The organism is Natronomonas sp. (genome assembly GCF_036625485.1).
Classification (GTDB): domain Archaea; phylum Halobacteriota; class Halobacteria; order Halobacteriales; family Haloarculaceae; genus Natronomonas.
In genome coordinates this window covers 15,006-27,925 of the sequence record NZ_JAZKTR010000001.1, presented here as the reverse complement: position 1 = coordinate 27,925, position 12,920 = coordinate 15,006, and the positions used below count along the sequence as shown (strand labels likewise).

Sequence of the window (12,920 nt, the reverse complement as noted above, 5' to 3'; positions counted from 1 at the left end):
GTCAGAGCAACCCTTTCGCGGTGAGCCAGTAGGATTCGTTGTACGCGAGCTTCGACCAGTGGAGCTTCTGGGAAGGCGGCGCCGGCGACGGCGGGTTCTCGTAGTCGAACTCGACGAACGAGGCCGCGTCCATGCCGGTCTCGATGAAGCACAGCGTCTTGCCGTCGTAGGTCGCCGTCGCCGGGCGGCCGCGGATATCGCTGGCGAGTCGCTGGGCGACGACGCCCGCCTGATAGTGGGCGACGCTGCCGGCGTTCGGCACGCCCGTATCGGCCGTGTCACCGAGCGCGTAGACGTTCTCCGCGGCCTCGGCTTCGAGGGTGTGTTTGTCGACGTCGACCCAGCCGTTGTCGCCGAGGCCCGCCTCCTCGACGAGGTCGATACCGCGGTGGGGCGGAATCGACACGAGGAGGTCGTACTCGAGGTCGGACCCCTCCATCGAGGTGATGGCTTGGGCCTCGGGGTCGATCTCCTCGGCGTTGAAGAACGTCTCGATATTGATATCGCGGTCCTCCATGATCGGCTGTGCCCACTCGGCGATGTTGGGGTTGCCGTGGACCCGCTGGATGGGGTAGGTGTAAGTGATGTCGACGTCCTCGCGGAGGCCGCGCTCTCGGAACCAGTCGTCGGCCATGAACACGAACTCCAGCGGCGCGGCCGGGCACATGTGCGGCGTCCCGATGACGCTCAACACGAGGTGGCCCTCGGTGAAGGAGAGCAACTCATCGCGAAGCCGTTCGGCGCCCGTCTCGCTGTAGTAGTCGTGACCGGCATCCTCGAGGCCGGGAATCTCCTCCGGGGCGAGCGTCGACCCGGTCGCGAGGACGAGGTAGTCGTACTCGAGCGAGCGGCCCTCGCGACACCGGAGTCGCTGGGCGTCCGTGTCGATGTCGGTCACGCGGTCGATGCGGAGGTCGATGCGGTCGTCGACGAGTTCGGAAAGCTGCCGGCGGCCGTCCTCGGGTTCGCGCTGACCGAACGGGACGTACAGCCAGACCGGTTTATAAACGTGGTCCGGGCCGTCGTTGACGAGCGTGACGCGGACCTCGTCGGCGTCCAGCTCCGAGTCGAGTCGGTCGGCGAGGTCGTTGGCCAGCACGGTCCCGCCGGTCCCGCCACCGAGGATGACGACGTGTTCGGTCATGCTTTCTCCACGTAGAACTCGTAGTGGTCCTCCAGTTCCTCGACGGTGAGGAGTTCGTTACCGGCCTCCTCGGCCCACTCGGAGACGTCGGTCAGCGACTGCTCGTTGTCGCTCAACAGTCGCACGACGTCGCCGGACTCCACGTCCCGGATCTTGCCGATGAGGTCCATCAGGGGACCGGGGCAGGCGGCGCCACGGGCATCGACGGTCGCGGTTGGTTCGATATCGGTCTCGGTCATTGGTACAGGTGTACCTTCGACGGGGACGTATTAATATTGCACTCTAATTCCAAGATAATGAAACAACGCTTCGCGGGCCAGTCAGCGACCTCGGGGACGGCCTTCGGAAGGGACCGACCGCGCTACCGCTCGAAGCAGAGCGCGTAGTGGTAGGGCGGTAATTCGATGCGACGGACCGTCGAAAACGGGGCGGTGTTCTCGACGATGGCCCGCGTCTCCGAGGGTGAAATCCGGAGTTCGGTCGGCGGCCCGCGCGGTTCGCCCAGAACGGTCGTCTCGGCACGCGAGCGGTCGTGCCAGTTGACGACGAGGAACCGACCCTCGGAGGCAAGCGCTTTGAACGCCTCTGCGGCGAAGGACTCGGGGTCGGCGATTCCGTGGAACGTGTTCGCCAGCAGGACCGTATCGACGGCCTCGGGAAGGTCGTTCGTCAGCGCCCGCGCGTCACAGCAGCGGGGTTCGACGTTGTCGATGCCCTGCCGGTCGGCGAGGGTTTCCAGTTCCGCGAGCAGGGACTCGTCGAGGTCGATGGCGTACACCGTTCCGGGGCCGGTTATCCTGGCGGCTGGAAGCGCGAAGTAGCCGTTGCCGGACCCGACCTCGGCGAGCGACTCGCCCGATTCGACGCCGAGTCGGCGCAACGTCTCCCCGGGCGTCGGCCACAGCCGACCCCACCAGTCCCAGTCGGGTTGGCCCGTGTTCTGGAACCGCTCCATCCTACCGCGTCTGGCAGGTATCGACGCCGGCGATCCGGTAGATCAGGCACATCCGGGTCATGGCGGTCCCGACGAGGACGGCCCCGACGATGATGGCGATCAGGGCGACGGTGTAGCCGAGTTCCACGACACCGGCGAAGTTCGCGAGGCCGAGGCCCGCCAGTATCACGCCGGCCACGAGTCGGACGATCCGGTCGGTGGAACCGATATTGGTCTCCATACCCAATATTACGCCCCATCCGTATTTAAGTACTTGTGGCGATTCCCACGGACGGGGACCGTCCGTCGGCCCGTCGCTCGAACGCTGTCACCGAATCGCGCTCGCCAGCGCCTCCGGGAGGCGGGCGTAGACGGCCGCGTTATCGACGAGGGCATCGACGGTCGTGTACTCGTCGACGGCATGGACCGTATCGGTCCCGAAGGCGAACTCGACGGTCGGAATTTCAGCGGTTCTGAGTTTCTTCGCGTCGCCGCCCCCGGTCGCGCTTCGTCGGTAGACCCGCTCGCCGACCACGTCCTCTGCCGTCGAGGCGACGGCTTCGACCAGCGGGCTGTCGACGGGTTCGGCAGTCCCGTTGCTCCAGGAGACGTCGACGATGGTGACGCCCTCGCAGTCGGCGGCACACGCCCGGATCGCCGAGAGCATCGCCGGCGTCTGGACGCCCGCCGTCAGCCGGATATCGATCTCGGCGCGTGCCGACTGCGGGACGCTGTTGATGGCCTCCCCGCCTTCGATGGTCCCCAGATTGATCGTCGGGGACGTGAACAGCTTCCGGGCCTCGGTTTCGCCCATCATCGGCGCGTAGTACTCGACCGACTCCTCGACGATGGGGACCATCGCGGCATCGAGGTCGAACTCCCAGGTGCCGAACCACTCGCGAAGCGTCTCGATACCCGCGTAGAGGCGGTCGATGGCGTTCTCGCCAAGCATCGGCCGCGATCCGTGGGCCGCCTCGCCGCGGGCGTCGAGCGTCAGCCAGATGCTCCCGCGGTCGGCGACCGTCACCGAGTGGCGGCCCTCCTCGCAGGTCGGCTCGCCGATGACGCAGGCGTCGGCAGCGAGGCGGTCGTCCTTCAGAAGCGCCGGCAGACCGGCATCGCCGCTTACCTCCTCGTCGCTGACGAACGCGAAGGCGAGGTCGACGGGCGGGGTCGTTCCGGTTTCGGTGTAGGCCTCGATGACGAACAGCATCGCGGCGACTGAACCCTTCATGTCGGTCGCGCCGCGGCCGTACACGCGGTCGTCGACGCGTTCCCCGAGCGGGTCGTGGCTCCAGGCGTCGGCGTCGAACGGGACCGTATCCAGATGGCCGTTGTAGAGGAGCGTTCCGTCGCCCGCCCCGTCGACGGTGACCAGAAGATTGGGTTTCGCCGGGTCGACGGCGACCCGTTCGATATCGACGTCAAAGGAATCGAGATACGCCTCGATGAAGTCGACGATATCGCGGGTCGACCCCGGCGGGTTCGCGGTGTCGACCGACAGCAGATCGAGGGTGCGTTCGACCAGTTCGTCGCGGCGGCGCTCGACGAACGCGGTGGGAGTGTCGGCAGCCATCGTTAGTCGCGGGTTCCCTCGGTGCCGCCGTGTTTCGCCTCGTCGGCCGCGCTCGTCCACGCGGTATCGCCGCCGCTGACGAACGTCTCTCGCATATCGCACCGTTCGGCCGGTACCGGCAAAAGGGTTCCCTGCAAACAGCGGATTTCGCTGAGACGAGTCCTCGAACGGTCCGATAGTGTCGGGCGATGGGGGGACCGATCAGTTACGGGAAAATACGAACGGCAGTTCTCGGTAGCCCTGTCTTTAACGAGGTTCGCGTTCGTAATGGAGACACGGAGCATGGGCGTTGATCCGGCCGCAGACGACCACAGGAGAGCGTGACGTGTCCGACGGTATTCGTCGTCTCCCGACGTTTGCCGCGCTGAGTGGACAGGCGGTACTCGACGGGCACAGGAAGGGAGCCAGCATCCAGCTCGACGAGACGTATTTCGCCGGGCAGTCGCGAGCACTGCGGACGGCCGACGAGTTCTCGCCCAGTGAACGACGGCTAGCCGGCCTGCGAGACTCCAAGGAGACCTACGAACGCATCGACGTGAGGGTCGAATCGCTCACCGAACAGCACCTCTGGGAGGCGTCCCGTCGGTTTCGTCGGCAGTTACGAACCGTTCCGGAAGTCGACTACCTCGACCGACAGTTTCCCGGTCGCTGTTTCGTCGTTCCGGAGTGGCTACGTACGGACAACCGTCTCCATTACGGCGCTCGCGTGTACCTCTTCCGGGAAGACGACGCCCCGACGCCGGAGGCGGTCATGCGAGAGAACGTCGAGGCGGTCGTAGCGGATTCGTTCGAAGCCTTCGAGCGGTATCAGGGCCGATTACACGGCTATCCCGACTGTTGTATCGACTTCTATCAGAACCGGTCTCCGGACTCGCCGTCACCGGAGTGGCAGTCCGTCGCCCCGTTTGCCGACCGGATACACGATGCGGCGCTCGAAGCGGGCCCACCCGAGTCGATCGAAGACGTGGTCCCGGAGTTCCTCGATGCCGAGGCGGAATACGCGTTCTTCGCCAGGGAGTTCTTCCCCGAACCGGGGTGTGAGACCGCCCGAACCAAAGGCCGGGTGATTCACGACGCCCTCGCAGCGACCATCGACGAAGGGCTCGTCGAGGACTACTTCAAACTCACGTTCGGGTTCAACTATCTCGTCGCGCAGGCCGTTCACACCGGCGGTGACCGCCGGCCAGCCCCGGGAGACCTCGGACGAGAGCACCTCCTGTTTTATGCGCCGTTGGGCGAGTTGACCACGCTGCCTCGCTATTCCTGAAGCCGGGCCGTAACAGCCGAACGCGTCCGGCGAGATACCGGTATTATCCCATCACCGAATGTCAACCGAGATATAAATCCACGAGAATTTGGGACTATACACGGGTACAAGCCGTCTTTCACTACTTTCTGAAGGGTCAGAAGAGGTTACAATATATGTGCATCGAGAACAATAGTTTAGTACTATGGAACGAATGCCACGCGGGAAGGGAAAGCGACGTACGGTTCTCAAATCGATCGCCACACTTTCGGCAGCGGGCGTCGCGGGGTTAGCGGGCTGTGCCGGCGACGACGGGAACGGAAACGGTGCGGACACGATTCCGGGAAGCGACTATCCGGCCGTCGACGAGTGGATGACCGAGACGGACGTCGGTGATGCGGCGAATAATTACGATGGGGAGATCATGGATCTCCGTGAGGAGAGCGATGTGTCGATAGACGTCGGAGCCGGGGACGACGGGTTAGCGTACGGACCATCCGCGGTAGCTGTTTCGTCCGGAACCGAGATCCTGTGGGAGTGGACCGGTGAGGGCGGGGCCCACAACGTCGAGGCCGAACCGGACGATCAGATCGGCGAATCCGACTACGAGTTCAGTTCCGGTGAAGCAGTTGATGGAGCCGATAACGAGTACTCGTACACGTTCGACGAGTCCGGCATCGCACTCTACCACTGTGAACCACACCTGTCGCTCGGTATGAAGGGCTCTATCGTCATCGACTGAGGCGGTGGGAGCCGACGCCTCTTGCTGTCCTTTCATTGCCCTTCGTCCACCCCAGCCGAGGGAAACGACTATAGAGTCCGGCGGAACGTCGAGATTTCCGGGTCGTCCCGTGCGGTGGGAAACGGCCGAAAGCATAGAACCGACGAACCGGTAGACACGGATATGGACACGGACTGGAAGGCCGAGATTCGAGCGGACCGTGAGGCGAAAGACGAGTACTTCGGGACGAACCCCCACTCGCCGATACCGGCGGCCGAACGGGGCGGCTTCGAGGGGCTCTCCTACTACCCCATCGACGAGTCGTATCGGTTCGAACTCGAGTTACACGAATACGACGACAAGGAGACGGTGACCGTCGGAACCAGCACCGACGGTGAGCGGGATTACCTCCGGTGGGGACAGTTCCGGTTCGAGGTCGACGGCGAGGAAGTCACGCTCGAAGCCTACAAGAGCGACCCCGACGACGAGCGGCTCTGGGTCCCGTTTCGCGATGCGACCAGCGGCGAGGAAACCTACGGCGCCGGTCGCTATCTCGACCTCGAACCCGAGAGCCATCGGACCGACGACGGGACATGGATTCTCGATTTCAACGAGGCCTACAACCCGACTTGTGCCTACTCCGACGAGTACGAGTGTCCCCTCCCGCCGACCGAAAACTGGCTCGACGTACCGATCGAAGCCGGCGAAAAGGCGTACCACTAGACGAGGCCGCGCGATAGGCCGTCCGAAGCGCGCGGCTTACTCGTCCTCGGGCGAGGCCAGCAGTTCCTCCTCGTATGCCGCTACCGCCTCGACGACCGCATCCGCGTCCTCCTCGGGAACGTCGAAGGCGTCGAGGCTCTCGTAGAGGAGTTCGACCGCTCGTTGGATGTGGTCAGGCGTGAACGGGACGTGGAGGTGGGCCTCACGGACCGGAGCCGCGTCGTAGGTCTCCGGCCCGCCGGCCGCCTCACAGAGGAAATCCGTCTGCGTCTTCCGGAGCCGCTCCATGTCGGCGTCTTCGAAGAACGGTCCCAACTCCTCGTCGGCTACCAACCGGTCGTAGAAATCGTCGACGACCGCACGGATGCCGTCGTGGCCGCCGAGCCGGTCGTACAGTGTCGTATCGCTCATATCAGGTCGTGAATATCGTGTCGGCACGGTGGCCTTTCGGGACCACCGAAATCCCACTCCGAACGTCGTGGAGATGGGCCTCCTGCTACAAGAAATCGCCGCCGGTTCCCAGTTTCTGGAACGCGGCCGATTTTCAGGTCGGGGGGCCGATCCGCCTCTCAACAGCGCGTACAGCGTCGGCGCTGATAGGAGAGCAGGCCGACGAAAAGCAGGACGCTCACGGTTCCGAGGACGGGCCGGAGGGGGTCGAAGTAGGTCATCAGCGCCGACGAACTGAAGAGCGCGAGCAACACCGCGTTACAGATCGGACAGCCGAAGGCGAGGAAACCGCCGACGATGCCGCCGGCCGCAAAGCGGTCCCCGATGGGGTCGTCGGTCAGCGACCGCTGGTAGACGAACGCCGCAGCGAAGGCGGCAGTCGCGACGAGGAAGACGTAATCGGCCGGCGTGCGCTCGACCATGCGAACGTAGATGGGGTTCGGGAGAAGGCCCGTGACGACTCCGAAAAGCAGGAAGGCGCCGATACCGACGCCGAGACTCTTGAGGAGGCGCCGTCGGCGACCCGAACGTTCAGCGTCCGTCACGAGAGGAGCCCTCCGTCGATGGAACAGGTCCGGGGGTCGCCGGTCCGGCCGAGGAAGAACAGGAGTAGGAGGATACCGCCGAGTCGAAGGAGGTTCCCCTCGAAGGGGAGAGCCGCCATCGCGCCGACGAAGCCCAAAGCGCCGAGGACGCCGGCGCCACAGCTCGCACAGCCGGCCGCCAGAAAGCCCGGGAGGATGCCGAGCGCCGTCGAGGCGCTCCGGCGGCGCGCTCGGCGGAAGAGCGTGACCGCGTTCGTCACGGCCACGCCCGTCAAGAGCGCATATGTCGTGACGAGACCCAGGCCGAGCCAGCCGACGCTCAGATACGTCTCGCGGGTCAGCGACGCCACCGCATAGAAGACGTCCGTCGGGTTCCTCGTCAGAAGCTGTATCGTGAACTGCGGGAACGTACTCAACACCAGCAGTGCGTAGGTCAGCACCGCGACGGCACCCGCGACCAGCAGTCGGCGGTTCGACGTGAGCGGGTAGCCGAGCGCCGACGCGAGGTTACGGGCCCACGGCCCGCCGGGAGGATGCGTTTCGGTCATGCCTGTCGAACCTGCTCGATGGCGCTCTCGAAGTTCTCGTAGGGGTGGGCGCCGACGAGTTTGCCCGCCGCCTCCGAGTCGCGATTGTAGATGAGAAAGCCCGGCGTGCCCTGTATCCCTGCCGACTGCGCGATCTCGAGGTTCGGCTCGATGGAAGCACGGATATCCTCGCCGCGGTTCTGCCGGCAGGACTCGACCTCGGAGACGGCGACGCCGTCCGTTCGCTCGGTGACGCCCCGGAAGGTCTCCTCGTCGGCCCAGTCCTTGCCGGACTCCGCCTGTTCGTCGAAGGCCGCCTCGTGCCAGCGCCAGAAGGCAGCCGGGTTGCTGTCGGCGACCTGCGACCAGACACACCGGCTCCAGACGGCCGCCGGCATCGAGTACTCCCCGATGTTGGGATACAGAAGCGTGACGAGTCGCACCTCCCCGGTATCGAGGTAGTTCTCACCGATGTCCGGAAGCGTCTCCGTCTCGAACTTCTTGCAGAAGGGACAGAGGTAATCGGTCCAGTAGTAGATATCGACCGGTGCATCGGCGTCGCCAGCGACGGGCCGGCCGGCGAGTTCGATACCGAGGCCAGTCGTCCCGTCGCTCGACTGGGAGGACTCGGGAACGTACGTCGGACTGCTCGATTCGGAGCGGGACGCGAGATACGCGATACCGCCGCCGAAGACGGTCGTCGCCCCACCGGCGAGGAGGGCCCGTCGCCGAGTAATCTTGCTCTCGTTATCCATTTATGTACAAGAATACTATCGACGTTGATTGGCTTTGTGGTTGTTGACCGCCCGATTCGACCAGCACAGACCGTGACCGTCGGTGTCGGTGTCGAAAGGGTTTTTCTGCAAGCACCCAATATATTACAGGAATGCCACTCCCTATCGACCCCTCGCAGATCGACCCGGACGAGATCGGTGAAGAACAGACGACCCTCGAGATGGGCCACGAGGAAGCCATCGAACACGTCCGTGAGGCCTTTACGGACGCCGGATTCGGCATCCCCGTCGAGTTCTCCGTCTCCGAGATGCTCAACGAGAAGGTCGACGCCGGTCGGGACCCCTACTACGTCCTCGGCGCCTGCAACCCCTCGGTCGCCGACCGTGCGCTCGACGTCACCGACAACCGCCTCGGTGCGCTGATGCCCTGCAACGTCGTCGTCTGGGAGGAAGCGCCCGGCCAACAGCGCGTCTACCACGTCTCCATCATGCGCATCGCCCGTCTCCTCGGCATGTCGCCCGACGACGAGGAGATAGCCGACATCATCGCCGAGACCGGCGAACTCGTCGACGACGCCTTCGGGAACCTGTAATGGGGTTTCACACCTTCGACGCCTCCGGCGCCGACCGACTCGAAGACGCCGCCCGACGGTACCGGTTCCTCTCGGCGGAGGAACTGCTCTGGGCCGTCGCTCCCGAGGCGACCGACACCGTCGCCGACCTCGGGAGCGGCACCGGCTTCTACACCGACGAGGTCGCCCCACACGCCGACGAGGTGTACGCGGTCGACATACAGGAAGAGATGCACGACTACTACCGGGAGAAGGGCCTCCCGGAGAACGTCGAACCCGTGACCAGCGGCGTGGGCGACCTCCCGTTCGCCGACGACAGCCTCGATGCCGCCTTCTCGACGATGACCTACCACGAGTTCGCGAACGACGAGGCCATCGCCGAGATCGACCGCGTGCTGGCCTCCGACGGACGACTCGTCATCGTCGATTGGGCCGCGACGGGCAGCGGCGAGCACGGCCCGCCGGTCGACGAACGGTTCACCGCCGCAGAGGCGGCCGACGCACTCGGCGAGCACGGCTTCGAGATCGAACACGAAGCAGTCCGGCCCGAAACGTTCCTCCTGGTCGCGACGCTCGGCGGCGAGTAGCCAGCACGTCGAACCGGACCGGAGCGTCGAACGACGACCGCGCCGCAGTCAGGCGGGGTCGCGTTCCCCGTCGGCGTCGCGGTCGGACTCGCGGTCCTGTTGCAGGCGGTCGGCGGCGAGTTCGCGGTCGATATCGTCCTCGAAGGTCGAGACGGATTCGACGGTGACCACGTTGCCGCCGCCGGGGTCGACGACCATCACCTCCTCACCTTCGGGGATCTCGCCGCCCATCGCCCGAGCCTGATAGTAGGGGTTGAAACCGCCACTGTCCAGTTTTATCTCCCCATCGTCTTTCGTGACCCGTTGGGTCACACGGCCCGTTTTGCCGCGCAGGGACGACGAATCCGAGGTCTTGCCGGCGCCCTTCCCGCCGTAGAAGTCGAACGTTCGATAGACGTAGAGGGCGGCACCGCCGGCGGCGAGGACGACGCCAGCAAGGACCAGCGGCAGGACGGCGGTCGGGAGCGCGGGCCCGATGGCCAACCCGACGAGGCCCGCCGTCAGCAGGGCGAGCCCGATGACGATGAAGTGGGCACCGGGGGCAAACGCCTCCATGACCATCAGCACCGCTCCGATGAGGACCAGCAGGAACGGTACCGAGTAGCCGAAGAGTTCCGCCATACCCGCTCTAGGGGTTACCAGAGGATAATGGTTCGGACGGTATCCGCGCGAACGCGGCGGCCTCATACGACTCGGTGTAACGAGCCGTATCAGCCCACGAAGAGCCGCGAGATGACGAACACGGCGAAGGCGACGCCGAGCAGGAAGAAGACGGTCCCCTCGAGCGACGGAGTGTTGGCCTCGATGGGGCGGATTCGCTCCTCTGCGGCCGCTTCGCGGTCTTCGAGGTCCGAGAGCGTGAAGGCCCACTCCTCGTCCGCAACGTCCTCGGCCGACTCCTCGGCGTCCTCGCGGTCGCTCATATCCGGTCATAACAGCACCGCGCGCAAATGGTTGTCGGGATACGGCAGGCGTCGCTGGCGGGTTTAAAAGGGAGGACGACCGCTACCGGATCTTCGTGCCCGGTTCGGAGTCACCGTGGGTCGTCAGGAGGTCCGCCTCCTCGCCGGCCGCAAGCAGCATGCCATTGGATTCGACGCCGAACAGCTCGTTCTTCTCGAGGTTGGCGACGACGACGATGCGCGTTCCCGGAAGCTCATCGAGGTCGTGGAGTTGCTTGATACCCGCCACGATCTGCCGTTCTTCGACGCCGATGTCGACCTGCAGTTTGGCGAGTTTGTCGGCGCCCTCGATGGGTTCGGCCGACAGTACTTCGGCCACGCGGAGGTCGAGGTCCTGGAACTCCTCGAAACGTACCCGTTCGTCGTTGATGGGTTCGATGTCCATATCCTCGCTCTCGTCGGCGGCCTCCTCGTCGCTTTCGGTTTCGGCATCGGCTTCTTCCTCCGCGGCCGCGATGCTTTCCTCCAGTTGCTCGTTGAGTTCCTCGACGCGGTCGTCCTCGATCTGGCCGAAGAGTTCGTCGGGGTCGTCGAACTCGGCGGGCGGTGCCGCAAGCGCATCGCCGAGGTCCGCCTCGTGGACGGAGCCGTCCTCGCCGAGTTGGCTCCAGAGGTCCTCGGCCTTGCCGGGCAGGACGGGTTCCATCAGGACCGCGACGGCCTTCGAGATCTGGACGCAGTCGCGGATGACCTGCGCCGCTTTCTCGGGGTCGTCGTCGGTGAGCTTCCAGGGTTCGTGCTGCTGGATGTACTCGTTGCCGAACTTCGCGAGTTCGACCGGCGCACGACCGAGGCCGCGGACCCGGTAGTCGTTGATGGCCTCGCGGAACTCGGCCATCGCCTCCTCGATGCGGTCTCGGACTCCCTCGCTGACGTCGGTGTCGGGCGTGCCGTCGTAGTTCCGCTCGGCGAAGAGCAGCGAGCGATAGCAGAAGTTCCCGAGCGTGCCCACGAGTTCGCTGTTGACGCGCTCCTGGAGGCCGTCCCACGAGAAGTTCACGTCGGCGGTGAACTCGCTTCCGGTGATGATGTGGTACCGATAGAGGTCGGGATGCAGGCCTGACTCGATGTAGTCGTCGGCCCAGACCGCCCGATTCCGGGAGGTCGAGAAGGCCTTGCCGGCGAGGTTGACGAATCCACAGGCCATGACTGCGCGGGGTTCGTTGTAGTCGGCGCCCCGCAACATGGCCGGCCAAAAGACGGTGTGATGCTGGATGATGTCGTGGCCGATGATGTGGACGAGGTCGCCACCCTCAGGAGGCGTGCCGTCGCTCTGGTTCTTCCAGGCGGCTTCCCAGTCGAAGGCCTCGGTGCCGACCCGCTCGGAGTACTGCTTCGTCGAGGAGACGTACTCGATGGGCGCGTCGACCCACACGTAGAGGACGAGGTCTTCGGCTTCCTCACCATCGCCCGGATAATCGATTCCCCAGTCCATGTCGCGGGTGATACAGAGGTCCTCCAGTTCGCCCTCGATCCATTCACGGGGCTGGTTCTGGGCGTTCTCGGTGCCCTCAAGCCGGTCGATGAAGGCCTTGAGGTAGTCCTGGAAGTCCGACAGGCGGAGGAACTTGTGCGGCCGTGTGCGGTACTCGGCGGGGTTGCCCGTGATCGTCGAGACGGGGTCTTCGATCTCGCCGGGTTCGAGGTGGCGCTGACAGCCCTCGTCACACTCGTCGCCGCGGGCCTTCTCGCCGCAGTAGGGACAGGTCCCCTCGACGAAGCGGTCCGGCAGCGGCTGGTCTTCCTCGGCGTCCCAGGCGACCTCGATCTCCTTTTCGACGACGTGGTCGTTGTCGATCCACGAGCGGACGAACTCCCGTGTCACCTCGGTGTTCGTCTCGTCGTGCGTGTGGCCGTAGTTGTCGAAGTCGACGTTGAACTTCGGGAACGTCTCCTCGTACTGCTCGTGGTACTCGAGCGCGAACTCCTCGGGGTCGACGCCCTCCTCGGCGGCGTTGACGGCGATAGGCGTGCCGTGCATGTCCGAGCCGCAGACGAAGGCGACGTTCTGACCGACACGGTCCAGCGCCCGGGAGAAGGCGTCACCGCTGACGTAGGTCCGCAGGTGGCCGACGTGCAGGTCGCCGTTGGCGTACGGCAACCCGCAGGTGACCACCGCGGGGTCGTCGGTAGGGAACTCCTCGTGCATACACGACATGCCGTCCGTCGGGGGTAAAACAGTCCCGCTATGGGACGCAC

Annotated in this window: 17 protein-coding genes; 5 read left to right on the top strand and 12 right to left on the bottom strand. The window is 65.0% G+C overall.

Features of this window, described 5'->3' with window-relative positions; all coding sequences use genetic code 11:
* Position 1: 1 nt before the first annotated feature.
* The 5 genes from V5A53_RS00150 to V5A53_RS00130 form a co-directional block, all read right to left on the bottom strand.
* Positions 2 to 1,144, bottom strand: coding sequence for an NAD(P)/FAD-dependent oxidoreductase (locus V5A53_RS00150; RefSeq protein WP_332311524.1), 1,143 nt, complete (start codon positions 1,142 to 1,144; stop codon positions 2 to 4).
* On the bottom strand, positions 1,141 to 1,383 hold the full coding sequence (locus V5A53_RS00145; RefSeq protein ID WP_332311523.1) for a sulfurtransferase TusA family protein: 243 nt from the start codon (positions 1,381 to 1,383) through the stop codon (positions 1,141 to 1,143). The genes V5A53_RS00150 and V5A53_RS00145 overlap by 4 nt, the downstream gene beginning before the upstream one ends.
* A 122-nt stretch (positions 1,384 to 1,505) precedes the next feature.
* On the bottom strand, positions 1,506 to 2,099 hold the full coding sequence (locus tag V5A53_RS00140; RefSeq protein ID WP_332311522.1) for a class I SAM-dependent methyltransferase: 594 nt from the start codon (positions 2,097 to 2,099) through the stop codon (positions 1,506 to 1,508).
* A gap of 1 nt (position 2,100) precedes the next feature.
* Positions 2,101 to 2,319, bottom strand: coding sequence for a YgaP family membrane protein (locus tag V5A53_RS00135; protein WP_332311521.1), 219 nt, complete (start codon positions 2,317 to 2,319; stop codon positions 2,101 to 2,103).
* Between the two features lie 87 nt (positions 2,320 to 2,406).
* A complete protein-coding gene (locus V5A53_RS00130) occupies positions 2,407 to 3,654 on the bottom strand; it encodes a M20 family metallopeptidase (protein ID WP_332311520.1) in 1,248 nt (415 codons plus the stop codon).
* Positions 3,655 to 3,979: 325 nt separating this feature from the next.
* On the opposite strand from V5A53_RS00130, the gene V5A53_RS00125 reads away from it, so the two are divergent.
* From V5A53_RS00125 to V5A53_RS00115, 3 genes are all read left to right on the top strand, one after another.
* Positions 3,980 to 4,921, top strand: a complete 942-nt coding sequence (locus V5A53_RS00125; protein ID WP_332311519.1) for a hypothetical protein — start codon at positions 3,980 to 3,982, stop codon at positions 4,919 to 4,921.
* Between the two features lie 184 nt (positions 4,922 to 5,105).
* Positions 5,106 to 5,642, top strand: a complete 537-nt coding sequence (locus V5A53_RS00120) for a halocyanin domain-containing protein (protein WP_332311518.1) — start codon at positions 5,106 to 5,108, stop codon at positions 5,640 to 5,642.
* Positions 5,643 to 5,804: 162 nt separating this feature from the next.
* On the top strand, positions 5,805 to 6,344 hold the full coding sequence (locus V5A53_RS00115) for a DUF1684 domain-containing protein (RefSeq protein WP_332311517.1): 540 nt from the start codon (positions 5,805 to 5,807) through the stop codon (positions 6,342 to 6,344).
* A gap of 36 nt (positions 6,345 to 6,380) precedes the next feature.
* Here V5A53_RS00115 and V5A53_RS00110 read toward each other — a convergent pair whose 3' ends face one another.
* From V5A53_RS00110 to V5A53_RS00095, 4 genes are all read right to left on the bottom strand, one after another.
* The gene (locus tag V5A53_RS00110; protein WP_332311516.1) at positions 6,381 to 6,755 is read right to left on the bottom strand and encodes a truncated hemoglobin; all 375 of its coding nucleotides are present in this window, start codon (positions 6,753 to 6,755) and stop codon (positions 6,381 to 6,383) included.
* A gap of 158 nt (positions 6,756 to 6,913) precedes the next feature.
* A complete protein-coding gene (locus tag V5A53_RS00105) occupies positions 6,914 to 7,339 on the bottom strand; it encodes a hypothetical protein (RefSeq protein WP_332311515.1) in 426 nt (141 codons plus the stop codon).
* A complete protein-coding gene (locus V5A53_RS00100) occupies positions 7,336 to 7,887 on the bottom strand; it encodes a hypothetical protein (protein WP_332311514.1) in 552 nt (183 codons plus the stop codon). Before V5A53_RS00100 ends, V5A53_RS00105 begins: the two co-directional genes overlap by 4 nt.
* Entirely contained in the window at positions 7,884 to 8,621 is a 738-nt protein-coding gene (locus tag V5A53_RS00095) for a DsbA family protein (protein WP_332311513.1), read from the bottom strand. The genes V5A53_RS00100 and V5A53_RS00095 overlap by 4 nt, the downstream gene beginning before the upstream one ends.
* Positions 8,622 to 8,752: 131 nt before the next feature.
* On the opposite strand from V5A53_RS00095, the gene V5A53_RS00090 reads away from it, so the two are divergent.
* Positions 8,753 to 9,193: a DUF302 domain-containing protein gene (locus V5A53_RS00090; RefSeq protein WP_332311512.1), complete on the top strand. Its 441-nt coding sequence runs from the start codon at positions 8,753 to 8,755 to the stop codon at positions 9,191 to 9,193.
* On the top strand, positions 9,193 to 9,759 hold the full coding sequence (locus V5A53_RS00085; RefSeq protein WP_332311511.1) for a class I SAM-dependent methyltransferase: 567 nt from the start codon (positions 9,193 to 9,195) through the stop codon (positions 9,757 to 9,759). The genes V5A53_RS00090 and V5A53_RS00085 overlap by 1 nt, the downstream gene beginning before the upstream one ends.
* A gap of 48 nt (positions 9,760 to 9,807) precedes the next feature.
* Here V5A53_RS00085 and V5A53_RS00080 read toward each other — a convergent pair whose 3' ends face one another.
* The 3 genes from V5A53_RS00080 to metG all read right to left on the bottom strand — a co-directional run bounded on the left by V5A53_RS00080 (position 9,808) and on the right by metG (position 12,870).
* Positions 9,808 to 10,380 (bottom strand): NfeD family protein, encoded by a 573-nt coding sequence (locus V5A53_RS00080; protein WP_332311510.1) that lies wholly within the window; start codon positions 10,378 to 10,380, stop codon positions 9,808 to 9,810.
* 89 nt (positions 10,381 to 10,469) lie between these two features.
* Entirely contained in the window at positions 10,470 to 10,682 is a 213-nt protein-coding gene (locus V5A53_RS00075) for a DUF7312 domain-containing protein (protein ID WP_332311509.1), read from the bottom strand.
* An 82-nt stretch (positions 10,683 to 10,764) separates the two neighbouring features.
* On the bottom strand, positions 10,765 to 12,870 hold the full coding sequence (metG, locus tag V5A53_RS00070; protein ID WP_332311508.1) for a methionine--tRNA ligase: 2,106 nt from the start codon (positions 12,868 to 12,870) through the stop codon (positions 10,765 to 10,767).
* Between the last annotated feature and the right edge of the window lie 50 nt (positions 12,871 to 12,920).